Origin of the sequence: Arthrobacter subterraneus (genome assembly GCF_900099735.1) — a bacterium.
Taxonomy (GTDB): Bacteria; Actinomycetota; Actinomycetes; order Actinomycetales; family Micrococcaceae; genus Arthrobacter_D; species Arthrobacter_D subterraneus.
This window is the reverse complement of sequence record NZ_FNDT01000001.1, coordinates 15,613-38,993: the sequence shown is the minus strand read 5'-3', so window position 1 is coordinate 38,993 and position 23,381 is coordinate 15,613. Positions and strand designations below refer to the sequence as shown.

The 23,381-nt window shown below is 63.4% G+C and carries 15 protein-coding genes and 1 pseudogene; 12 read left to right on the top strand and 4 right to left on the bottom strand.

Annotated elements, in window-relative coordinates; translation table 11 throughout:
• Positions 1-43 precede the first annotated feature (43 nt).
• On the top strand, positions 44-4,885 hold the full coding sequence (locus tag BLS52_RS00145) for an NAD-glutamate dehydrogenase (RefSeq protein WP_090584086.1): 4,842 nt from the start codon (positions 44-46) through the stop codon (positions 4,883-4,885).
• Between the two features lie 11 nt (positions 4,886-4,896).
• Entirely contained in the window at positions 4,897-6,405 is a 1,509-nt protein-coding gene (locus BLS52_RS00140; protein ID WP_090584085.1) for a sensor histidine kinase, read from the top strand.
• A 140-nt stretch (positions 6,406-6,545) separates the two neighbouring features.
• Here BLS52_RS00140 and BLS52_RS00135 read toward each other — a convergent pair whose 3' ends face one another.
• On the bottom strand, positions 6,546-6,794 hold the full coding sequence (locus tag BLS52_RS00135; protein WP_026544131.1) for a WhiB family transcriptional regulator: 249 nt from the start codon (positions 6,792-6,794) through the stop codon (positions 6,546-6,548).
• A gap of 238 nt (positions 6,795-7,032) precedes the next feature.
• Here BLS52_RS00135 and BLS52_RS00130 point away from each other — a divergent pair, with 238 nt between their 5' ends.
• Positions 7,033-7,467, top strand: coding sequence for a hypothetical protein (locus BLS52_RS00130; RefSeq protein WP_245702629.1), 435 nt, complete (start codon positions 7,033-7,035; stop codon positions 7,465-7,467).
• Between the two features lie 79 nt (positions 7,468-7,546).
• Here BLS52_RS00130 and BLS52_RS00125 read toward each other — a convergent pair whose 3' ends face one another.
• On the bottom strand, positions 7,547-11,434 hold the full coding sequence (locus BLS52_RS00125) for an FtsK/SpoIIIE domain-containing protein (RefSeq protein WP_090584084.1): 3,888 nt from the start codon (positions 11,432-11,434) through the stop codon (positions 7,547-7,549).
• Positions 11,435-11,495: 61 nt separating this feature from the next.
• Here BLS52_RS00125 and BLS52_RS18735 point away from each other — a divergent pair, with 61 nt between their 5' ends.
• From BLS52_RS18735 to BLS52_RS00095, 6 genes are all read left to right on the top strand, one after another.
• Positions 11,496-11,693, top strand: a complete 198-nt coding sequence (locus BLS52_RS18735; RefSeq protein ID WP_026544128.1) for an SGNH hydrolase domain-containing protein — start codon at positions 11,496-11,498, stop codon at positions 11,691-11,693.
• Between the two features lie 66 nt (positions 11,694-11,759).
• On the top strand, positions 11,760-13,049 hold the full coding sequence (locus BLS52_RS00115) for a nucleotide sugar dehydrogenase (protein ID WP_090584083.1): 1,290 nt from the start codon (positions 11,760-11,762) through the stop codon (positions 13,047-13,049).
• 21 nt (positions 13,050-13,070) lie between these two features.
• A complete protein-coding gene (locus BLS52_RS00110; RefSeq protein WP_090584082.1) occupies positions 13,071-13,667 on the top strand; it encodes an acyltransferase in 597 nt (198 codons plus the stop codon).
• Positions 13,664-14,755 carry a DegT/DnrJ/EryC1/StrS family aminotransferase gene (locus BLS52_RS00105; RefSeq protein WP_090584081.1) on the top strand — a complete coding sequence of 364 codons (1,092 nt, stop codon included), beginning with the start codon at positions 13,664-13,666 and terminating at the stop codon, positions 14,753-14,755. Before BLS52_RS00110 ends, BLS52_RS00105 begins: the two co-directional genes overlap by 4 nt.
• The gene (locus tag BLS52_RS00100; protein WP_090584080.1) at positions 14,755-15,747 is read left to right on the top strand and encodes a Gfo/Idh/MocA family protein; all 993 of its coding nucleotides are present in this window, start codon (positions 14,755-14,757) and stop codon (positions 15,745-15,747) included. Before BLS52_RS00105 ends, BLS52_RS00100 begins: the two co-directional genes overlap by 1 nt.
• A complete protein-coding gene (locus BLS52_RS00095) occupies positions 15,744-16,889 on the top strand; it encodes a glycosyltransferase family 4 protein (protein ID WP_090584079.1) in 1,146 nt (381 codons plus the stop codon). The genes BLS52_RS00100 and BLS52_RS00095 overlap by 4 nt, the downstream gene beginning before the upstream one ends.
• A 29-nt stretch (positions 16,890-16,918) precedes the next feature.
• Here BLS52_RS00095 and wecB read toward each other — a convergent pair whose 3' ends face one another.
• Positions 16,919-17,986, bottom strand: a complete 1,068-nt coding sequence (gene wecB, locus BLS52_RS00090) for a non-hydrolyzing UDP-N-acetylglucosamine 2-epimerase (protein WP_090584078.1) — start codon at positions 17,984-17,986, stop codon at positions 16,919-16,921.
• A gap of 24 nt (positions 17,987-18,010) precedes the next feature.
• Entirely contained in the window at positions 18,011-19,111 is a 1,101-nt protein-coding gene (locus BLS52_RS00085; RefSeq protein WP_245702628.1) for a glycosyltransferase, read from the bottom strand.
• Between the two features lie 157 nt (positions 19,112-19,268).
• Here BLS52_RS00085 and glf point away from each other — a divergent pair.
• The 3 genes and pseudogenes from glf to BLS52_RS00070 all read left to right on the top strand — a co-directional run.
• Positions 19,269-20,465 (top strand): annotated as a pseudogene (gene glf / locus BLS52_RS00080) (UDP-galactopyranose mutase); the annotation flags it as partial.
• Positions 20,462-22,480 carry a glycosyltransferase gene (locus BLS52_RS00075; RefSeq protein ID WP_090584075.1) on the top strand — a complete coding sequence of 673 codons (2,019 nt, stop codon included), beginning with the start codon at positions 20,462-20,464 and terminating at the stop codon, positions 22,478-22,480. The pseudogene glf and the gene BLS52_RS00075, both read left to right, overlap by 4 nt.
• Positions 22,477-23,379, top strand: coding sequence for an ABC transporter permease (locus BLS52_RS00070; RefSeq protein WP_090584074.1), 903 nt, complete (start codon positions 22,477-22,479; stop codon positions 23,377-23,379). The genes BLS52_RS00075 and BLS52_RS00070 overlap by 4 nt, the downstream gene beginning before the upstream one ends.
• The last annotated feature ends 2 nt before the right edge of the window (positions 23,380-23,381 follow it).

The following is a 23,381-nucleotide window of genomic DNA, read 5'->3' as shown; positions in this document are numbered from 1 at the left end:
GGTCGCAAAGGGGCGGCCTTTCATTTCGTTACGGAGGCGTTTCATGTCGTCTGGATCCAGCACCACGGACCAGTCCAGCTCTGACACTTCACTCACCGAGTTCATCGAGCATTACTACCAGCACCTCGCGGACGACGACGCCGGCGCCTACTCGCCGGATGCCCTCAACCAGCGTGCACTTGAGCACCGGTCGCTGGCGGCTGTCCGGCCGACAGGCGAGGCACGGATCGGCGTCCTCGATCAGGACGATGCAAGCATCGTCATGATCGTCACGGATGACATGCCCTTCCTCGTTGACTCCGTCACGGCGGAACTCGTCAGGCAGCAGGCCGCAATCCGGCTGGTCGTACACCCCACATTCGTGGCGGTGCGGGACCGGGCGACGTCCGAACTCGTGCGGCTCCGGCGCGTTCCTTCCTCGGCGGGCCTGTCGAGCGGGGATACCGCAGCTCTTCCCAACGTGGCCGAACTGGTGGCTGGGAGCGACGTGAGCGCCCACGTCGAGTCCTGGATGGCGGTCGAGGTGGGCCGGATCGGCGACGAGTCCCGCCGTCGGGAAGTCATTGAGGGACTGCACCGGGTACTTTCGGACGTTCGCATCGCGGTTGAAGACTGGACCGCGATGCGCAGCAAACTGCGCGAAGTGTCGGAAACCCTGAAGGCAGTGCCCGAAAACGCCGGTGTGCCGGGATTGGAGCAGGCGCGCGAGTTACTTGCGTGGCTGGACCAGGGAAACTTCACCTTCCTCGGTTTCAAGGAGTACGACCTTGAGACAGAAGACGGTGAGGACGTACTGCGCGTCGTCGAGGACAGCGGCCTGGGTCTGCTTCGTCACCCGATCGACACCCGGCAGATCCAGCACCTGACGCAGGCCGGCAGGGACAAGGCCCGTGAGAAGCAGCCGCTGGTCATCACCAAGGCCAACTCCAGGTCGACAGTTCACCGCGCAGCCTATCTCGACTACATCGGAATCAAACGGTTCGACAGCCAGGGCAACGTCTGCGGTGAACGGCGTTTTATCGGGCTGTTTGCCACCAGTGCCTACACCGGATCGGTGCGCAATGTGCCCATCGTCCGGGACAAGGTCAACGAGGTGCTTCGCCGTTGCGGCTTCCCCTCGGACTCCCACTCGGGCAAGGACCTGCTCTCAATCCTTGAGACGTATCCCCGTGACGAGCTCTTCCAGATCGATGTCGATGACCTGGTCAATACGGCCATGGGAATCCTCCGACTTCAGGAGCGGCGGCGTACCCGGCTGTTCCTTCGCCCGGACACATACGGGCGCTTCATGTCGGCGCTGGTCTATCTGCCGCGCGACCGCTACACGACCAGCGTGCGGCTGCGCATCGAGGACGAGCTGCGGCGCACATTCAATGCCGAATCCATCGACTACGAGGCACGGATGAGTGAGTCCGCCCTCGCCCGCCTGTTCTTCCGGATCCGGCTCCCCAAGGGCGCGGAGGTAGCGCACGTTGAGGTATCCGAACTCGAACAGCGGCTCGTCATGGCGGCCCGTTCCTGGTCGGAAGGCATCGATGAGGTAGCGCGCCGCCGGTTCAGCCGGAAGGATGCCGACCGCTTTTCCCACCTCTGGGCCGAAGCATTTCCAGCGGCGTACAGGGTGGACTACGAAGTCGAGGACGCGCTCGAAGATATCGAACGCTTCTCCACCTACGACCGCACCGACACCAGCGGTCCGATCATGCATGTCTACGTGCCGCCGGGGGCCGGGGAGCACCTGGAAGAGGACGCCCGGCTCAAGCTGTACCTGACCGAGCCGAAGAGCCTCAGCCAGATTCTTCCGTTCCTGCATAACCTCGGGCTGGAAGTGCTCGACGAGCGCCCGTTCGAGATCGACCGGGCTGACGGCAGGGACTTTTTCCTCTACGACCTTGGGTTGCGGTATCCGCAGGGAATTGATCCCCAGGGTACGGGTGGGCTGCTTGAGGAGGCGTTTGCGGCTGCGGTCAGGAATGCCAGTGAGTCGGATTCCTTTGACCGGTTGGTGCTGCGGGAAAATCTCGGGTGGCGGCAGGTGGCCATTCTGCGCAGCTACGCAAAGTACATGCGGCAAATGGGAAACATGAACTCGTACGGGTTCATCAGCGACACGCTGCTCGCCAACCCCGAGGTGACGCGAGGGCTCATTGCGCTCTTCGAGGCACGGTTCGATCCGGACCTGAACAGCACGGAGCGGGAAGAGGCAACCGAGAGCGTCCGCCGGACACTGGACTCGCACCTTGAACAGGTTCCAACGCTGGACGCGGACCGTGTTCTTCGCACCCTCGCGAACGTCATTGAAGCGACCCTGCGGACAAACTACTTCCAGGACAAGCACCACATCAGCTTCAAGCTCAACACCTCCGCGATCGAAGGTGCCCCGCACCCCAGACCGAAGTTCGAGATCTGGGTGTACTCGCCGCAGATCGAAGGAGTCCATCTCCGCTTCGGGGACATCGCACGCGGCGGATTGCGCTGGTCGGACCGTCGGGAGGACTTCCGTACTGAAATTCTTGGCCTGGTGAAGGCCCAGACAGTCAAGAATGCGGTGATCGTGCCCACGGGTGCGAAGGGCGGTTTTTACGCGAAGCAGTTGCCGGATCCCACCCACGACCGCGCGGCGTGGATGGCGGAAGGTCAGGCCAGCTACCGCACGTTCATCCGTGCGCTCCTGGACATTACCGACAACCTTGTGACCACCGAGCAGGGCGAGCGGGTTGTCCCGCCCGAGAGGGTTGTGCGGCACGACGGCGACGACAGCTACCTTGTGGTGGCTGCGGACAAGGGAACCGCAGCCTTCTCGGACATCGCCAACGAGCTCTCAGCCGAATATGGTTTCTGGCTGGGAGACGCTTTTGCCTCCGGCGGATCAGTCGGGTATGACCACAAGGCGATGGGGATCACCGCCCGCGGAGCATGGGAATCTGTCAAGCGGCACTTCAGCGAGTTCGGTGTGGACACCCAGACCGAGGACTTCACCGTCGCCGGCGTCGGCGACATGAGTGGTGACGTCTTCGGCAACGGGATGCTGCTTTCGACGCATATCCGGCTTGTTGCGGCGTTTGACCACCGCCATATCTTCCTGGACCCCAATCCGGACGCGTCGGCGTCGTTCGCTGAGCGCAAACGGCTTTTCGAGCTTCCACGGTCGAGTTGGGCTGACTACAACCCGGAGCTGATCAGCGAGGGCGGTGGTGTCTATGCGCGCCACCTGAAGACGGTTCCGATCAGCGGGCAGGTGAGGAAGGTGCTGGGCCTTGACGATTCCATCACCAGCCTGAGTCCTCCCGAACTGCTGCGCGCTATTCTCACCGCACCGGTGGACCTGCTCTACAACGGCGGCATCGGTACCTATGTGAAGGCTTCAACGGAGACTCACAGCGAGGTCGGTGACAAGGCGAACGACGCAATCAGGGTCAATGGGAACCAGTTGCGTGCCCGGGTTGTCGGCGAGGGTGGAAACCTCGGAATGACACAACGGGGCCGGATTGAAGCGGCGCTCAACGGTGTCATCATCAATACGGACGCGATCGACAACTCCGCGGGTGTTGACTGCTCGGACCATGAGGTCAATATCAAGATCTTCGTCGACCGGATGGTTCGCATCGGCAAGCTTCCTGCAGAAGAGCGCGCGGAGTTCCTGCATTCCATGACTGACGAGGTCGCTGACCTTGTGCTCCAGGACAACATCGACCAGAACGTGCTGTTGCTCAATGACCGGCAGCGTGTACTGGAATGGAGCCCGAGTTTTGAACGGATGATGGACTGGCTCGAGACCCACGCCGACCTGAACCGGGACCTTGAAGCACTTCCCTCCACGAAGGAGCTTCGCGCTCGGGTCGAGCGTGGCCAGGGCCTTACCTCCCCGGAGCTGTCGGTCCTCGCCGCCTACGCGAAAATTGAGCTGACCAAGGCCCTCACCCGAAGCGACCTCGCCGACGACCCGTGGTTCAAGCGCACTCTTCGGAGCTATTTTCCCCATCAGGTCGTCGAGCGGTTCGACGATGAACTGGACAGCCACCCCCTGCGCCGCGAAATCATCTCCACGGTCATCGCGAACGACATGGTCAATATGGGTGGAATCACCTTTGTCTTCCGGGTCATGGAAGAGACCTCGGTCAACCAGCTGGTTGTGGCACGCGCGTTCGTTGCGCTGCGGGAAATCTACGACCTGGACCGGATCATCGCAGCCCTTGCGGAGCTGCCGCCGAGTTTCCCGACCGAACACTGGACAACAGTGCACCTGGACATCCGGCGGCTGCTGGACCGCGCCGTGCGGTGGTTCGTCAACCACGTCGGCCGGGGTACAACGGTGCAAGAGGATATCGAGGCGTTCAAACCGCTGATAGATCCGCTGCGCACGCGGCTGATCCATTACGTGCGCGGCGGGGATCTCGAACGGGTTCGCCAATGGTTCGAGAAGGCTGAGGAGTGGGGTCTGCCCGATTCCATTGCCCAACACTGGGCGGAGCAGTTCGAGTCGTTCGGCCTGCTCGACGTCGCGCTCATCTCACGCCGCGTGGATGAGCCGGTCGAAAGGATCGCTGAGGTGTACTACGCGATCTACGACCGTTTCAACATCGACAACCTGTTGGAGCGCATCACCGCACTACCCAGGGAAGACCGCTGGCAGGCACTGGCCCGGGCCGCCCTCCGCGACGACCTCTACTCCACTGTGTCGGAAATGACGGTTTCGGTGATGAACAGTTCGTCACATTTGGAATCGGCCGACGCGTCCCACAGGCTTCAGGAATGGGAACAGCTCAACGCTGAACATCTGGACCGCGCGAAGAAGATGTTCGCAGAGGTGAACCAGCTGGAGCGCGATGACATGGCATCGCTCTCGGTTGCACTACGCTTGCTGCGTTCCATCGTGCGGCAGTAAGGGAGTCATAGGTGGCAATCTTCACGGATCCGATCCGGGAACATGCAGGTTTCGCTCCGGGAGATGCCGAGTGGCTGCACTTGCTTGTGGGCGACTGGCAGATGGTCGCTGACCTTGCGTTCGCTGACCTGGCGCTGTGGTTCCCCCTGCACGACGGCGGTTATGTCGCCCTGGCGCACGTCCGCCCGTCGACTTCGCACACGGTTTTCCACAGCGACTTCGTGGGGGAGCGGATCCGGGCGGACCTTCAGCCGCTGGTGGACAAGGCGTGGGCAAGCCAGCAGATCGAGCGGTCCGGGGAAACCAACTGGACCACCGAGATGGCAATGCGCGTCGAGGCGGTGCCCATGGTGCGGAACGGGCGAACGCTCGCCGTCGTCACTTCGCATATGGACCTGTCCAGTTCGCGCATGCCATCCCGGTTGGAACTGACCTACCGCCAGTGCGCCTATGATCTGCTGCGAATGGGCACCCTGGGACTCTGGCCGGACTTCGCAACTCCCACCGGGTCCAGGCGCGGTGCGCCGCGCGTCGGCGACGGGCTGATCAGGCTGGACGTTGACGGCGTTGTGCAGTACGCCAGCCCCAACGGTGTCTCAGCATTCCGGCGGCTCGGGGATGTTGAGACCCTTGAAGGACGTCCACTGGCCGAGATCGTGACGTCTCTGCTCAAGGACCGCAGGATGGTCGACGAAACGCTCCCGCTCGTGTTGACGGGCAAGATGCCCTGGCGGACCGAGATCGAGTCCCGGGGGGTAAGCCTGTCGCTGCGGGCCATCCCCCTTCGCGATGAGAAGCAGCGTTTCGGCGCGCTGGTGTTGTGCCGGGACGTGTCAGAGCTGAGACGCAGGGAAATGGAACTGGTGTCCAAGGACGCCACCATCCGGGAAATCCATCACCGTGTGAAAAACAACCTGCAGACTGTTGCCGCGCTCCTGAGAATGCAGTCACGGCGCATGGTCAGTGATGAAGCGAAACAGGGTCTGGAGCAGGCGATGCGGCGCGTGGCCACGATCGCGCTGGTTCATGAGACCCTTTCGCAAGGTCTGTCCCAGAACGTGGATTTCGACGAACTTATCGCCCGCCAGTTTCGCCTCTCAGCGGAAGTGGCATCGCCAAACCAGGCGGTGCGCACGGAGAGGGCCGGCGAGTTCGGAGAACTGCCCAGTGATTTCGCCACGCCGCTTGCACTGGTCATCAACGAACTGGTGACCAACGCCGTCGAACATGGGCTTGCGGACCGGCCGGGGACGGTCTGGCTGAAAGCCGACCGGAGCATGGATGACGAAGGCGAAATGCTCACTGTGGCGATCATGGATGACGGCGCGGGACTGCCGCCTGAAGGCTACAGCGAAGGGCTGGGCCTGCAGATCGTGAGGACACTCGTGATGAGTGAGCTCGGCGGCACCATCGAGTGGACGTCACGTGAGGGCGGCGGCACCGTTGTGACCATTGAAATGGGCATCCGGGGTGCAAGGCGGAAACCGGATCCCAACAAACCCGCTCCTCGCCGATCCTGAATCGAGAGTTCCCGGTTTCCCGGTTTCCCGGTTTCCCGGTTTCCCGGTTTCCCGGTTTCCCGGGGACCTGTGGAGAATCCCGGAACCAAAAAGGGAGGGCATCCATGATGCCCTCCCTCAAACCTGGCTGTACAGGTACGTTAGGAAGCACGCCGGGCCCGGGCGGCGCGGCGCTTGAGTGCGCGCCGCTCGTCCTCGCTCATGCCGCCCCACACGCCGGCGTCCTGACCGGATTCGATCGCCCACTGGAGGCAGGTGTCGACGACCTGGCAGCGGCGGCAAACGCTCTTGGCCTCTTCGATCTGAAGCAGGGCGGGCCCTGTGTTGCCGACCGGGAAGAACAGTTCCGGGTCCTTGTCTAGGCAGGCAGCGCGGCTACGCCAGTCCATGCTGATCACTTTCTCCTTACGACTCGCGAGCTTTGTGAAAACATTCACGAGGGGTGTCATAGTAAAGGGGGCCACTACGGCCCCCCACATTTTCCTTCATTAACGCTGTCACGTTACGCGCACGCAAACAAGGGGTAACCATGAGGCAATATGCTCAAACCATGAGGGATGCGTCACACAGTTGACATCCGGCAAAGCGACCGTAGCTGTGAACGACTATGTCCGGTAGGGTGCCACTGTGTCAAGACCCTCCGGACTGCCCCACACTGACAGGACGCCCCGCCCACGCGGGGTCACCATCATCGCGGTAATCCTGCTCTGTGAGGCAGCCGCTTTGCTTGCCGTTGCCGGCTGGTTCATCGCAGGACTCCTGACCAGCACGCCGACGTCCCTGGGCGGCGCCGTCTTCATGCTGGCTCTTTTGCTGCTCTTTGCAGGCTGGCTTCTCGTGGTGGCTCACTTCTTCTTCCGGGGATACCGGTGGACGCGCTCCGCTGCATTGGTCTTTCAATTTTTCGCAATCGTCGTGGCCGTCCCGACACTGACCGGTGGGGTGCTGTGGGTCGGGCTCATGCTTTTGGTGCCGGCAGTCCTTGTGGTGCACCAGCTCTTCACCCGGCCGGTAGTGGAATACACCAACAGGAGCGGCGAGAACAGTACGCCGGTGCTCTGATAGCGCCCGCGGCGCCCAGGAAGCCGCTCCTGAACCGGGAACGCTGTACCGGGGACGCTGTTACTGCTCAGGAATGCTGCTACCGATCAGGTCTGACCGGTTCATGCCGGGCGAGCTGTATCTCCGTTGACCGGCGCATTCCCACCAGCACAGCGCGCCCGGGCGGCGGCGTGCCGTTCACCTCAAGACGCAGGCCGAACACTTCGCCGTCCGCGGGCGAATGGGGCCCAAGCACGATTCCCAACGGATTGACGCGGACGGCTGTCAGCGCCGGGTTCGTGACCAGGCTGGGGGAGGGCGTTGCCGAGAAAACCGCCCGCGCGCCCGCTGCCACCATTGCGGCGAGCTGCTGCTGAATCTCGCGGGGTAGCAGATCAACGTCGTCGACAAGCAATAGGGAGCCTGCAGATTGCTGCGCCACTTCGGGGCGTCTCCAGTAGGAAAAGGGGTCCGCTTCCGGCCCCGGACGCAGACAGGGCAGCGACCGCGGGGCCTGCACTGCAATCAGATCGAGCGTCCGGGACTTGCCTGTTCCGGCTCCTCCGACAATCAGCCCGGCCGTCCTCGGCGGCATACTGAGATGGACCGGTGAAAGGTCATCCCCGCCCACACCGATCGGGATGTGCGCGGTCCGCCCGTCGGATGGCCGGGGGCTGAGCTCCGAACTCTCGAGAGTATGCGGGAGCGCCGCAACCCGGAATGGCCGCTGTGCGGGGGGCATGTCCGGGAGCTCTCCCTGTTCCATGATCAGCTGGGCAACGGCCTGCGCATCCGGGCTGATACGGCCCTGTGCGAGAGCCCTGCCGGGAACCGGGTCCATCGCAGGCAGCTTCGGCCAACTGAGCAGCATTTCCGGGCTTGCTCCCAGCGGCAGGTACAGCCGGTTGGGCAGCAGGGAAAAGAATCTGCTTACGATGAGTTCACGTTCCCCAGCAATAACGAGAGCTACTCCTGCGGTCTCGCCGTCGCGCACGATGTCCTGCAATGACTCTTCAGCTCCGCCGAAGCGGCCGTTGCGGAAGGCGCTCGCCCACCGGCCCCAGCCGGTAATGAACACTGTGATGCCGGGAGCTGCTTCAGCGGATTCGGGGCCGCCGTTGAGCCGATGAACCACCAGTTCGGCGAGACGTTGCAGAACCCGTGCTGCCCTCCTGACATCCGAGGCGGTGACGTAGGCGCCGACCTGGGGAGCATCCCGGCACGACCTCAGGTTCGCGTCACCATCGAGCAGATAGAGGTGCCGGTCGGGTAGACACCGCAGATGCTCGGCGGCGGCACAGACCACCGCCCGCCCGCTTCCATGCTGGCCGATGAACGCGAGATGCGAATGTTGGCCGGGATCCCAGAGGAGCGGACGCTGCGCCTGCCGTTCGGGTATGTCCAGCAGCCCAAGCTGAAGGATGTCGGCGGGCACCGCAGCCGCGCGGGAAAGTGCCTCCGGCAGCGGTGGCAGAACCGGCAGGCGGAGCGGCGGCGATCCCAGTGCCCGCGCTGCCCTCCCTGCCGCGCTGACCAGGGACTGCACATCGTCCCGAAGGGTGGGACTGGTCTGCGCGGTACCGATGTCATCTCCTGCCGTCCCGCCTCCAGGGGAGCCTCGGGAAAGAAACTGGGCGAAGGACATGATGGAGGAGGTTGGGTATCCGGTGGGGGACGTCGTCGTTGCCGTCTGGAACTCAATTGGTTGACCGGACGCTATCCGCAGGTAGCCTCGTCCGGGACGGTTGACAGGAATGGAGGAGGCAGCGGCTGAACCGAGGAGATCCTGGGCTTCCATGGCCGACTGCATTCGCAACACGACGCTTGCCGTGATGTTCGCCCGGATCTCCGAGGTGATCGCGCCCTGGGGTCGTTGCGTTGCGAGAACGAGATGCATCCCGAGCGAACGTCCGAGGGCGGCGATCCGCATCAGATCGTTCACTGCCCCCGGGACTTCCTCGCTGAGCATCCTGAACTCGTCAATGACGATGACGAGACGCGGCAATCCGGTGCCGTTGAGGCCTCGGTATTCGCCGTAATCGGCAGCGTGCACTGCCGCAAACAGAGACTCGCGCCGTTTCACCTCCGCACGGAGGGAAACGAGGGCCCGCGATACGGTCTCTGGCGACAGATCGGTGAGCATTCCTGTGACGTGCGGCAGTGACGCCAATCCGCCGAGCCCGGCGCCGCCCTTGAAGTCAATGAACATGAAGTTGAGCTCTGCAGGCGGATGGTGCAGCGACAGGCCGAGAACCAGCGACCGGAGGAACTCGGATTTCCCGGACCCCGTTGTGCCCGCGACGAGCAGGTGTGGGCCGTCGGCAATCAGGTCGAATGACAGAGGCCCGGCAACCGAGGAGCCGACGATGGTGCGCAGGCATAAGCCCTCCGAGGCGGTGCGCCACTTCCCCAGGATGCCGGGGCTGTCACCGGCGAATAATTCGGTCAGGGCGACTACAGGTGGCACCGAAGCTTCCGCCGTAGGAACGGCGCCGGAACCAGACCCCGCCCCGAACGCTCTGGCCATCATCTCGAACGTTCCGGCGCGCACGTAGTCGGGGTGGAAGGGGAGAACGCCGCCGGGGCTCCTGAGAACGGGCTCGGATTCGAAGTAGTCGACGGTCCACCTTCCATCCTCCTGTCCCTGGCAGGGGAAAAACCGGTAGATACGTGCGCCCGGAACTGGCGGGGAAGGTTCCGGACCGAAAACCACAACCGAGGAGTATCTCCCCGTTGCAAGCATTTCGGCGAAGTGTCCCGGGTTGGACGTGAGCGTGACGCCCGGCAGGAAGCGTGCACTGTGCGGCAGTTCCGAGGCAGCACCGTGACACAGGATTTCGCCGGCTCCACCGAGCGCGGAAAGCTGAAGCAGTATCAGGTTCGCGACCCGATCCAGGGTGCCCCGTGGTGCCCGGACATCCAACCCGATGGGCTCGCCGTTTTCCTCCCCTGTCAGGGGGACCAGCACCGGCATTTCGGGGATGAGGGGCGGCCGCCACCCCGGTGGTGCCGGCCGGGCTTCGATATTCGCGGGCTGGTCTGCGGTTCCGAGCCGCAGGTAGTGCCCGTCGAAGGATCGTGGGGGTGGTTGCGCCAGGGCTGGGTGTCCTGTCCGTAGAGCGGCCAGAGCGAGCCCTGCCGGGTCCGGTGCTGCGCGCCGCCGTCGTTCACTGTCTGCAGCAACGGCAGTCTCAACTGCTCCAGCGAACGTGCGCCGTGTTTTCCGTGCGTTGATCAACGGAACGGAGCCGGCCACGGCCGAGAGTGCGCTGAAGGCCAGAAAGAACCACATTCCGGTGGTCACCGCGAGGACAACCCCCAACACAAGCGGCAGAAACGCTGACGCGATCAGCAACCGGCTGGCCTCGGACGGCGGGACAGCCCTGACCGGGCAGGGCTTGCTGAGGTCCACGGCGAGCGGGGTCCCGACCGGCGTGTCGGCCAGGATAAGGGCGCAGCGGTTCGATCCGATGCGGATATCGGAGTCTGTGGTCACCGGACTCTCGCTGATTCGCGAACCATCCACGCGGACCCCGTTCGCTGAGTTCCGGTCGCTCAGGGTGACCGCCTCCGTGGTGACCGTCAGCAATGCATGCCTGCGGGACATCAGGGGATCGTGGAGGGTGATGTCCGACCCGTTGCGTCCGATTGTGCAGGTGCCCCGGACAAGCGGCACGGTTTTGCCTGCATCGGGGCCGGACCGGACGAGGAAGAACAGCGTGCCGGGACGGGACGGGGACACATCCGGGCACTGGCTCGTCCCAGCGACGATGACGGCGCCGGGGGTCAGGGGGGAAACTCCGGCCACAAGCTCCTGTACGGGCACACCGGCCACCAGGAAGTGCTGACCGTCGGCCCGCTGTGAAAGCTGTTCGTAAAGCTGAGTGCCACTCAGCCGGTGAGCCCCCGTGATCACTATTTCCTCCGTGGAACCGCCGCTTGCCAGGCGCACGCCGGGACCTGCGGCCAGTGTCACGTGCAGATCCATGGTCTCGACAGTAGGGGGACCGGGAGGTGCTGCGCACCAGAATCCCGCGAGCTGTGGATAAGTGGCCCACCCGCACGCAGCAAAGCTTTTCGATGCAACGGACCTGATCTGTTCGGAACGATCCTGCGACCCGGTTGTGGGCAATATGCACGTCTATATAGATGACAACCACCTGACCGAAACCTACGTCGAGTCTATGTACCCGGCGTTCCGTGACATCTTTCGGAAGGCGACCGGTTGGGAAGATATCCGCGGGTGATCCGATAGTCTTGGTCACTGAATCGCCGGGTTGAGCGCAAGCCATACAGAAAAGGTTTACTTCGTCGTGAAAATTGCTGTCATTGCCCTTGGGAAGATCGGCCTGCCGCTTGCAGTCCAGTTCGCGTCAAAGGGCCACGAAGTGGTGGGAGTCGACGTCAACGCGCAGGTCGTCGAATCCATCAACAATGCAGTGGAGCCGTTCCCCGGCGAAGCGCACCTCCAGGAAAAGCTGTCCGAGCTGGTTCCGGCCGGCAAGCTCCGGGCCACCACCGATTATGCGCAGGCCGTGCCCAACGCCGACGCCGTGGTGCTGGTAGTGCCGCTGTTTGTTGATGCTGACGCCAAGCCCGACTTCGGATGGATGGATGGAGCCACCGCGGAACTGGCCAAACACCTCACCCCGGGCACCCTTGTCTCCTACGAGACCACGCTTCCTGTGGGCACCACCCGCACCCGGTGGAAGCCCATGCTGGAGGAGGGATCCGGCCTGGTCGAGGGCAAGGATTTCCACCTCGTGTTTTCGCCTGAGCGGGTATTGACCGGGCGGGTCTTCGAAGATCTCCGCAAGTATCCCAAGCTGGTCGGTGGGCTGTCCGACGACGGCGCCAGGATCGCGGTTGAGTTCTATGAGGCGGTGCTTGACTTCGATGACCGCCCGGATCTTTCCCGAGGTAACGGGGTGTGGGATCTCGGGTCGGCGGAGGCCTCGGAACTGGCGAAGCTCGCCGAGACGACGTACCGCGACGTGAACATCGGACTGGCGAACCAGTTCGCGCGCTTCGCGGCGACGGCCGGGATCGACATCTACCAGGTGATCGAGGCATCCAACTCGCAGCCCTACAGTCACATCCACCAGCCGGGCATCGCCGTCGGCGGTCATTGCATTCCTGTCTACCCTCGGCTCTACCTCTGGAACGACCCCTCCGCGACCGTCGTGCGTGCTGCCCGTGAAGCCAACGCCGGGATGCCTGAATACACAGTCGGGCTGCTGGAAGGTGCCCATGGCGAGCTTGACGGCGCCACCGTCGTTGTCCTCGGTGCCGCATACCGCGGTGAAGTCAAGGAGACAGCATTCTCGGGCGTTTTCGCGACGGTCGAGGCGCTGAAGCAGCGTGGTGCGAAGGTTCTGGTGCACGATCCCCTCTACACCGACGAGGAACTTTCAGCCCTGGGCTTCGACGCCTATCACGTGGGTGAGCCGGTCGATGCCGCAGTGGTGCAGGCGAACCATGCACAGTATGCGCAGCTGTCGCCGTCGGACCTGCCCGGGGTGAAGACGTTCATTGACGGCCGGAGGGTAAGCACGCCGGACCAGTGGGCCGGGGTCACCTACCGGGTCATCGGCAAGGCCTGATTCGCAACGGAAAGGTATCCCATGACCTACATCGCTGACAGCGCGGATGTCTCGGACCAGGCGGAGTTGGGCGAGGGCACCAAGGTGTGGCACCTTGCACAGGTGCGCGAGAACGCGCGGCTTGGAGCGAACTGCATCGTCGGGCGCGGAGCCTACATCGGGACGGGTGTCACGATGGGGGAGAACTCCAAGGTGCAGAATTACGCCCTGGTGTATGAGCCGGCGTCGCTCGGAAAGGGAGTCTTCATCGGACCCGCCGTCGTCCTGACGAATGACACCTATCCGCGGTCCGTCTCCCCTGACGGCGCGCTGAAGAGTGCCCATGACTGGACTCCGGTGGGAGTGACCATCGAGGACGGGGCGTCGATCGGAGCCCGCGCGGTATGCGTTGCGCCCGTGACCATCGGCACCTGGGCAACCGTGGCGGCGGGCGCCGTCGTCACCAAGGACGTCCCCGCCTACGGACTCATGGCAGGGGTGCCCGCCCGCCGTCTCGGCTGGGTTGGAAAGGCCGGGCACCCGCTTCGGGAAGAGGACGGGTTGTGGGTGTGTCCTGCGACCGGTGAGAAATACAGTGAATCAGACGGAACTTTGGCACCAGTAGAGGATCAGAAATGAGCACAGGATTCATTCCGGCAGCGAAGCCCATCGTAGGGGACGAGGAGCGTGCCGCCGTTGATGCGGTGCTCGTTTCGGGCATGCTGGCGCAGGGGGCCGAGGTTGCGGAGTTCGAGAAGGAGTTCTCGCAGGTCCTGCTTGATGGGCGGGCGTCGGTTGCGGTGAACTCGGGGACCTCGGGGCTGCACTTGGGGCTGCTTGCTGCGGGCATAGGACCGGGCGATGAGGTGATCGTTCCGTCGTTCACTTTCGCTGCGACGGCGAACTCGGTGGCGCTGACGGGCGCGACGCCGGTTTTCGCCGACATTGAACTTGACCACTATTGCCTGGATATCAGCCATGTGGAGTCACTGATCACTGACCGGACCAGGGGGATCATGCCGGTCCACCTGTACGGGCATCCGGCGAATGTCGCCGCGTTCCGGGAGTTGGCTGATGCCCGGGGCATCAAATTGTTCGAGGATGCGGCGCAGGCCCATGGTGCGGCGCTCAATGGCCGGCGGGTGGGCACGTTCGGTGATTTTGCGATGTTCTCGCTGTACCCGACGAAGAACATGACCTCGGGTGAGGGCGGGATGGTGTCGACCGGGGACGCGACGGTTGAGCGGAACCTCCGCCTGCTGCGGAACCAGGGCATGGAGCGCCAGTACGAGAACGAGCTTGTGGGATTCAACGCGCGGATGACGAACCTGCATGCGGCGATTGGGCGGGTCCAGTTGACCAAGGTGCTCGGCTGGACGGCGCAGCGGCAGTCGAACGCACGGTTCCTCACGGAGAATCTTGAGGGTGTGGGCACGCCGGCGGTGGCCGAGGGCGCCGAGCACGTGTATCACCAGTACACCATCCGCATCTCGGGGGACCGTGACGGTTTCGCGGCGGCGTTGAAGGATGAGTACAACATCGGCAGCGGTGTGTACTATCCGATCCCGAATCACCGTCTGCCCTCGTTCGAGCGGACCGAGGATCTTCCCAACACGGAGGTCGCAGCCCGCGAGGTACTTTCCCTTCCGGTTCATCCCTCCCTTGATGAGGAGGATCTGGACCGGATCGTCACGGCCGTGAACAAGCTCGCGGGAGCGGGTGCGTGATGGCGGATCTTCGCGTTGGACTGATCGGGCTGGGAATGATGGGCCGCCACCACGCTCGCGTGGTGCGCGAACTTGAGGGCGTGCAGCTGGTGGCGGTTGCCGATGCCTTCGGCGACCCGCATGGTGTGGCGGGCGACCTGCCGCTGTGCGGATCGGTGGACGAACTGATTTCGCAGGGGATCGACATGGCGGTGTGCGCTGTGCCGACGGGCCTGCATGAGGAAGTCGGTCTGGCACTTGCTGCCGCCGGTGTGCACACCATGGTGGAGAAGCCGATTGCGTCCACCATTGAAGGTGGAGTGAAGCTGGCTGAGGCGTTCGAGGCTGCCGGCCTGGTCGGTGCGGTGGGGCACATTGAACGGTTCAACCCCGCCCTGCAGTCACTGCGGTCACGGATCGAGAATGGGGACCTGGGTGATGTGTACCAGGTAGCGACCCGCCGCCAGGGGCCCTTCCCGTCACGTATCGCTGATGTTGGTGTGGTCAAGGATCTCGGTACCCACGACATCGACCTCACCTCCTGGCTTGCCCAATCACCGTACCGGTCGGTGTCCGCACGGACGAGCACCCGTTCGGGACGTCCCCACGAGGACATGGTGACGGCGTCCTGCCAGTTGGCCAACGGTGTGATCACCTCGCACCTGGTGAACTGGCTCTCACCGATGAAGGAACGGCTGACCGTGGTGACGGGGGAGAAGGGCGCGTTCGTCGCTGACACCCTCACCGCAGATCTGACCTTCTATGAGAACGGCACGATCAACACGGAATGGGAAGCCGTGTCGAACTTCCGCGGCGTCAGTGAGGGAAACATCACCCGCCTGGCCCTGACCAAGCGTGAGCCGTTGAAGGCAGAGCACGAGGCGTTCCGTGACGCTGTACGCGGTGAACGCAACGACGTCGTGACCATGCGGGAGGGCCTCAACACCCTGCGGGTGGCTGAAGCGATGATCGACTCTGCCCGGACCGGGCAAATGGTGGACGTCACCGCGTGAATGCGCGGGTCATCCTTGCCACCAGGCTTTACCCGCCCGAAGTAGGTGCCGCCGCTTTCCGGCTGAGGGCCCTCGTCGCGGCACTCGAGCGCAACGGCGCATCGGCGAAGGTGCTCACCACGCTCCCGCCCACGGGCCACACCGCGGAGCCGGGCGTCTCCCGCTGGCCGGTGCTACGGGACCGCGGGGGGAATGTCCGGGGCTATATCCAGTATCTGAGCTTTGACGTCCCGCTGTTCTTCAGGCTCGTCCTCAGCCGTGCGGATGTGGTGGTCTCCGAACCCCCACCCACCACCGGGTTGATGGTCGCCGTTTCTTCCTGGCTGAGGAGACGTCCGTACGTCTACTACGCGGCTGATGTGTGGACCGACGCGGTGATCGCCATGGGCGCTTCCTCACCGGTTGTTTCGGTGATGCGGCTGATCGAGGGCCTGGTCCTGCGTAATGCCCACCACATCCTTGCGATCTCCGACGGAGTGGCTGAGCAGCTGGCGCAGTTCGGCGTACCCGCCGCACGGGTGAGCGTCGTGGGAAATGGTATCGACACGGACACCTTTGCCATGGATGGACCGAAGGAACAGCCGGGACACCCATATTTCGTCTACACGGGGACAATGTCGGAGTGGCAGGGCGCTGAAATCTTCATCAAAGCCCTTACCCTGCTTGAGGACCACAGCGATGTCCGTCTGTATTTCCTCGGCCAGGGAGCATCGGAGCCTGCGTTGCGGGAACTGGCTGATCGTATAACCCCCGGCCGCGTCACTTTCGGCGGCGTGAAGTCGCCGGCCGAGACGGCCACCTGGATCCGTGGGGCAGCGGGCGCGCTGGTGAGCATTGTCCCGGGGAAGGGCTACGACTTCGCCAAGCCCACGAAGATCTACGCGGCTGCTGCATGCGGCATACCCGTCATTTATTCCGGCGCCGGCGACTGCGCCGAAATGGTGGCCAGGAATGGTCTGGGCGAGAGTGTTCCCTACGACCCGCTCGATGTCGCGGACGCCATGCGCCGGCTTCTCAAGGGGCACGACGACGACGGGAAAAGCTCGCGCGTCAGCTGGGTCCAGGAGAACGCTTCCCTCCGGATGGCAGGGGAACGCGCCGCGCAGGCGGTCCTGGCCGCCCGATCTTCCTGGCCCTCATAGCCCCCACGGGCAGCCGGTCGGACTGCGGATCAGGAACGGGCGGACCCGTTGAGCAGGGCAGCAACTACCTGATGGGCTGCTTCTCCGGAGCCGTAGGGGGTGGCATCCGTGGCGGCCGGCGCGGGGCGGCTGACCGCAGCTCCCAGTTGGCTCAGATCAGCGGACACCAGCGTGTTCCACCCCAGTTCGACTGTCTCCACCCATTCGGTCTCCGGCCGCACGGTGGTGCAGGGCACCCTCAGCAGGAACGCCTCCTTCTGGAGTCCGCCCGAGTCAGTCACGACGCCGGCCGAGTTCTGGACGGCGTTGATGAGCTGCGGATAGGCAAGCGGGGCAATTGACCGGAGAGCACCCTGGTCAAGGGAGATGCCGTGTTCGCCGGCCAGGGCGCGCAGGCGAGGGTGGGCCAGGAGAAGCACCGGTTTATCCAGCTCCGAGAGCTGGCCGACAATTGCGGCGAGGCGGCCGGCGTCGTCCGTGTTATCCGGACGGTGGATGGTGCTCACGTAATATCCGCCCGTCACCAGCCCATCGGGAAGCGGTTCCTGTTTTGCGTTGACTGCATCCCGGGTCAGGTAGAGCACGTCGGTCATGACATCGCCGACCAGGACGCTGCGGTCCGCCAGCCCTTCCGTGGCGAGATGGGCCATTGCCACTTCGGTCGGGGCGAGCAGGAGGTCCGCGGCGTGGTCGGTCAGGACCCGATTGTGTTCTTCCGGCATCCGACGGTTGAATGACCGCAGACCGGCCTCAAGATGGGCTACAGGGATGTGCATCTTCACCGCGGCTACCGCCGCAGCGAGGGTTGAGTTCGTATCGCCGTACACGAGGACCCAGTCAGGCCGTGCCTGCTCGAGTACCTCTTCCAGCCCTGCCAGCATCGCGCCGGTCTGCCGCCCGTGCGACCCGGACCCGACAGCCAGGTTGAAGTCCGGCGCGGGGATCCCCAGATCCTGGAAGAAAACATCGGACATCAACTCGTCATAGTGCTGTCCGGTATGGGCAATGAGGTGTTCGGCCTTGCCGTGCAGTGCAGTGGCGATGGGAGCCAGCTTCACGAACTGAGGGCGCGCGCCTACAACGCTGAGAATTCGCATAGGTTCCACTCTAGTTCCTGATTGTCAGCTGATTTGCGCTGCGGAAGGCAGCAGGTCCCTGAGCAGGGAGCGTTCTACTTCTTCATCCGTCTCCGAGCTGAGGGCCCTCGCGCTTTGGTGTGCTTTCTGCTTGTACTTTGCGATGTCTTCCCGGCCCAGGGATCCGATGGCCGCAGCGAGCGCTTCCGGTGAGAAGTCCTCGGCAATAGCCCCCAGCTCAAACTGTTCGATCAGTCGGGAGGTTTCCGGGGAGGGGCTGAAGACAATACATAGCCTGGCCTGGACAAAATCGAAGAACTTGTTCGGCAGCATCAGTGCGTGATTGCGCGTTTGCGGCGGAAGACTGAAGATGCCCACGTCATACGCGTTGAGGACGGCGGGGAGATCATCAGGCGCCACGGGCGGCAGCAGCCGGACATTCCCGAACCCGCGCGCCAGGTCCTCCAACTGGCTCTTGTACCTGCCGCCGTCCCGGGCAGGCACCAGGTAGAGGTCCAGGCTGTAGCCCGAGCCGAGCATCCCCACGGCCTGCATCATCCCCTCAAGGTTTCGCCCGGGTACGGCTGCTCCGCTATGGACCAGCCGGATGGAATCGGGCTGCATGGGGGAGGGCTCAAGGTCAACCAGTCGGCGCGCATTCCGGACTGTCACGGTCTGCACTCCGAACTCGGCGCGGTAGAGAGCCGCGATTGAGTCATTGACCACAGACACGGCGGCGGCATGCGGAAGATGCCGTGCGCATACCCAGGTCATGAACGGCTTGATCAGGAGCTTCCAGGACAGAACGTGCACGCGTTCCTCGGGCGCCCACTCGTGCATGTCGCCCCACACCGGAATGTGGGGGCCAGCGAGTCGGCGAGCGAGCGGCAGAGCACGCGCTTCATTCGCCACCACCAGGTCCCAGTCTCCCTGTGCCAGCTCAAGGGCACGCCGCACGGCGGGGGCGAGGAACTCCACGCGGCGATACAGCCGCAGGGTCAGCAGCGCCACGCCGGCAAGCGTCTGCGGCAGCGAGGGCAGGGACGATTCGATCTCCAGGTGATGTGAGGCACCTTCCGGTTTGCTCCCGTAGCCCACCGTCGTCACCTCGCCAAACTCAGCGAGAACCGCTATCTGCCGCAACACGCGTGCGTCTGCACTGATATCGGAAAAAGAAATGCAAAGGATCCTGGGGCGCATGGGACCACTGTAGTTTGGCATGGCCACGTCGGCATGCTGATAGCCCGTCGGGTAACCTAGACCGGGCAGGGATACCTGTTGTGCTCGCCGATCATCCAACACAGGAGACTTTGTGAACGTTGACCTCGTTGTCGTAGGTTCGGGCTTTTTTGGCCTGACCGTTGCAGAGCGGGCCGCCCGGGAGCTTGGGCTCAAGGTCGCCGTCCTGGACCGTCGCCACCACATCGGCGGCAATGCCTACAGCGAGAATGAGCAGCAGACGGGGATCGAGGTGCACCGTTATGGAGCGCACCTCTTCCACACCTCGAACGAACGGGTGTGGGAGTACGTCAACCGCTTCACTGCTTTCACGGGATACCAGCACAAGGTGTACACCAGCCACAAGGGCGAGGTTTATCCCATGCCCATCAACCTGGGCACAATCAACCAGTTCTTCCGTGCGTCTATGGGCCCGGGAGAGGCACGCGCGATGATCCAGGAGCAGGCCGGCGAGCTGGCGGGGACTGACCCGCAGAACCTCAACGACAAGGGCATCCAGCTCATCGGGCGGCCGCTGTACGAGGCTTTCATCAAGTACTACACAGGCAAGCAGTGGCAGACGGACCCCAAGGACCTTCCGGCCGAGATCATCTCGCGGCTGCCGGTCCGTTACACCTACGACAACAGATACTTCAATGACACGTATGAGGGGTTGCCGGTTGACGGCTACACCGCATGGATTGAGCGTATGGCTGAGCACCCGAACATCACTGTCGAACTGAATACCGACTTCTTCGACGAAAGCCACGCCTACTCCCGGAACTCGACGCGCGGGCAGGTGCCTGTCGTCTACACCGGAGCTGTCGACCGGTATTTCGACTACACCGAGGGTGATCTGTCCTGGCGGACCATCGATCTTGAGGAGGAAGTTCTCCCGATTGAGGACTTCCAGGGCTGCCCGGTGATGAACTACCCCGACGAAGACGTCCCCTACACGCGCATCCACGAATTCAGGCACTTCCATCCCGAGCGCGATTACACCAAGGACGCGACGGTAATCATGCGTGAATTTTCGCGGTTCGCCGAGAAGGGGGACGAACCGTACTACCCCATCAACACCGAAGCCGACCGCAGGAAGCTCCTGGCGTACCGGGACCTTGCCAAAGGCGAGGACATGGTCCTGTTCGGCGGACGCCTGGGAACCTATAAGTACCTCGACATGCACATGGCCATCGGGTCCGCGCTGTCGATGTTCGACAACAAGATCAAGCCCCACTTCGACGGTGGCGCAACGCTCGAGAGTGGGGGAATCGACGCATGAGTACATCTGCGATCGTGAATGACCGGATGAGCAGCCCCGACCAGGAACAGACCTGGCGGACAGTTCACAGAGTTGTATTCCCCGAGGGCGGCGACGTAGACACGATGCCGCTCTACGCCGACTTCAACAGTGCGCGGCGGGTACGGCCCGAGCAGGACGGACGGTCCCCGGAGGGCGCGCCCGTGACCACGCCGCCCACCGCCGAGACCCACCCTGACTACGTCCTCGACCGTCGTCAACTGGCACTTCCGGCACGCGAACGTGTGTCTCTGGGCACCTACTTCAATGCTTTCCCGGCCAGCTACTGGCGGGCGCATACGGACATCCGCACGGTTCGGCTGAGCGTCACACTCGATGCCGATGCAACGATCGCCATCTACCGATCCACCGCTCGCGGAATCGTGAACAGGGTCAGCAGCCAGAAGATCGGAGCAGCGGAAGGCTACTCGCTCACGGTCGACCTGCCGCTCACCAACTTCGGAGACGGCGGCTGGTACTGGTTTGACCTTGCTGCCCACGATGAGCAGGTCACCCTGCAGGACGCGCACTGGAGTGTTCAGGTGCCCCAGCAGGTCACCGCCGGCAGACTCACCATCGCGGTCACCACCTTCAACCGGCCGGATTACTGCGTCCGGAACCTCAAGACCATCGCTGCATCTCCTGAACTGATGGACGTCCTTCACCGCGTCATTGTCACGGATCAGGGAACGCAGAAGGTGGCCTCAGAAGAAGGCTTCGCCGAAGCGGAAGCCAACCTGGGTGGACGGCTGGTTGTTGTGAACCAGCCGAACCTGGGCGGCTCAGGCGGCTTCGCCAGGGGAATGTTGGAAACCATCAACGATTCTGAGAGCAGCTACGTCATGCTGCTCGATGATGACGTCGAGATGGAGACGGAGGGGATCCTGAGGGCGGCGCAGTTCGCCGACTTCACGACGGAGCCCACCATCGTCGGCGGCCATATGTTCAACCTCTTTGAGCGCTCGGTCATGCACCACTTCGGCGAATCCGTCGACCGGTACCGCTTCCGCTATGGATCCTCGCCAAACACGGAAGAGGCTCACGACTTCGCAGCGAGCAACCTGCGTGACACACCGTGGATGCACCGCCGGATCGACGTCGACTACAACGGGTGGTGGATGTGCCTCATTCCCACCGAAATAATCAGCAACATCGGTCTGGCGCTGCCCGTCTTTATCAAGTGGGACGATGTCGAGTACGGCATCCGTGCACAGGCGAACGGGTACCGGACTGTCACGCTGCCCGGCGCCGCCGTCTGGCACATGCCGTGGACCGAAAAAGACGACACGATTGACTGGCAGGCGTACTATCACCAGCGCAACCGGTGGCTTGCGACACTCCTGTACTCTCCGTACAAGCGGGGCGGCCGGATGCCGCAGGAAAGTCTCGCTGTGGATGTCCGTCACCTTCTGTCGATGCAGTATTCGTCTGTCGAACTGCGTCTGCAGGCACTCGAAGACATCCTGGAGGGTCCTGATCACCTGCACCGGTCGCTCGGCTCGAAGCTCGGCGAAGTCCGCGCGACGAGGGCGCAGTTCGACGACGCACGGATCGCAGCCGACCCTGCATCCTTCCCCGCGGTGAAGCGCAGCAAGCCGCCGCGGAAGGGCAAGGGACCGACGCAGGCCCGCAGCATTCCGGCGGCACTGGTCAAGGTGGCGAGCGGTGTTCTCCACCAGGTCAAGCCCGTTCCGGTGGAGGCAAGGGAACATCCCGAAGAGCACATCGCCGCCATGGATGCACGCTGGTGGAGACTCGCCCAACTGGACTCCGCGCTCGTGACGTCATCCGACGGGTCCGGCGTTTCGTGGCACAAACGCGACGCAGGCAAGGCCCGGGAGCTGGCGCTCCGCAGCGCATCGCTTCACCGGCGTCTGCTGGCGCAGTGGGATGAACTCGCCGATGCCTACAAGGCCGCCCTGCCGCAGTTCACGTCGCCCACGGCATGGGCCGAGACTTTCTATGCGTCCGGTACACACGGAAACAAGGCGGAATGACGGCAGGTTCAGATGAGCCGGGGGGACCTGCGCAGGCGGAGCTGAGGGTACCCGGGCGTGGGGCAGGCCTGCGCGATGTGGCGCGCCACCGGTTCCTTCTCAAGCTCCTGGTCGACAAGGAAATCAAGGTCCGGTACCGCGGATCGGTGCTTGGGCTTCTCTGGTCCTATGTGAAACCCGGCGTCCAGTTCATTGTTTTCTACATTGCGCTTGGCATCTTCCTGGGGCTCGAGCAGAGCGACAGGAACCCTGACGGACTACCGAACTACGCGATCTACCTGTTTTCGGGCATTGTGTTGATCAACTTTTTCTCAGAGGCCCTGGGGAATGCATCGCGATCGATCGTAGGCAACAGCGGGCTGATCAAGAAGATCTACCTCCCGCGGGAGCTATTCCCGGTATCGGCCATCTGGGTCTCCGGGATTCACTTCCTCCCGCAGATAGTCATTCTGGTGGTGGCATGTCTGTTTACCGGCTGGTCTCCCTCGATCCTGCAATTGGCCGTGGCCATCGTGGGATTCCTGATTGCGGCGTTCCTCGCTACCGGACTGGGCCTGATCTTCGGTGCAATCAACGTCTATTACCGCGACGCCGAGAATCTCGTTGACATGCTGCTGATGGTGGCGACCTGGGCATCGCCCGTCCTCTATTCCTGGGAAATGGTGCGGAGGCAACTGGGCGACACGGCGCTGTCCATCTACATGCTCAATCCTTTGACGGTCAGTGTAGAGACTTTCCACTACGCCTTCTGGCTGCCGACCACGGATCAACAGTTTGCACTCCCACCCGGGTTCCTGCCGGTGTGGCTTCCGGTTGCCCTCGCTGTTGCACTGTTCACGGTGATCCTTGGACAGCACCTTTTCCGGCGCCTTGAGGGCCGCTTCGCTCAGGAGTTATAGAC

Coding starts and splice junctions, on each gene's coding strand:
- BLS52_RS00145 (WP_090584086.1), top strand. CDS start 44: ATGTCGTCTGGATCCAGCACCACGGACCAGTCCAGCTCTGACACTTCA.
- BLS52_RS00135 (WP_026544131.1), bottom strand. CDS start 6,794: ATGGACTGGCGTAGCCGCGCTGCCTGCCTAGACAAGGACCCGGAACTG.
- BLS52_RS00125 (WP_090584084.1), bottom strand. CDS start 11,434: ATGGATCTGCACGTGACACTGGCCGCAGGTCCCGGCGTGCGCCTGGCA.
- BLS52_RS00110 (WP_090584082.1), top strand. CDS start 13,071: ATGACCTACATCGCTGACAGCGCGGATGTCTCGGACCAGGCGGAGTTG.
- BLS52_RS00105 (WP_090584081.1), top strand. CDS start 13,664: ATGAGCACAGGATTCATTCCGGCAGCGAAGCCCATCGTAGGGGACGAG.
- BLS52_RS00100 (WP_090584080.1), top strand. CDS start 14,755: ATGGCGGATCTTCGCGTTGGACTGATCGGGCTGGGAATGATGGGCCGC.
- wecB (WP_090584078.1), bottom strand. CDS start 17,986: ATGCGAATTCTCAGCGTTGTAGGCGCGCGCCCTCAGTTCGTGAAGCTG.
- BLS52_RS00075 (WP_090584075.1), top strand. CDS start 20,462: ATGAGTACATCTGCGATCGTGAATGACCGGATGAGCAGCCCCGACCAG.
- BLS52_RS00070 (WP_090584074.1), top strand. CDS start 22,477: ATGACGGCAGGTTCAGATGAGCCGGGGGGACCTGCGCAGGCGGAGCTG.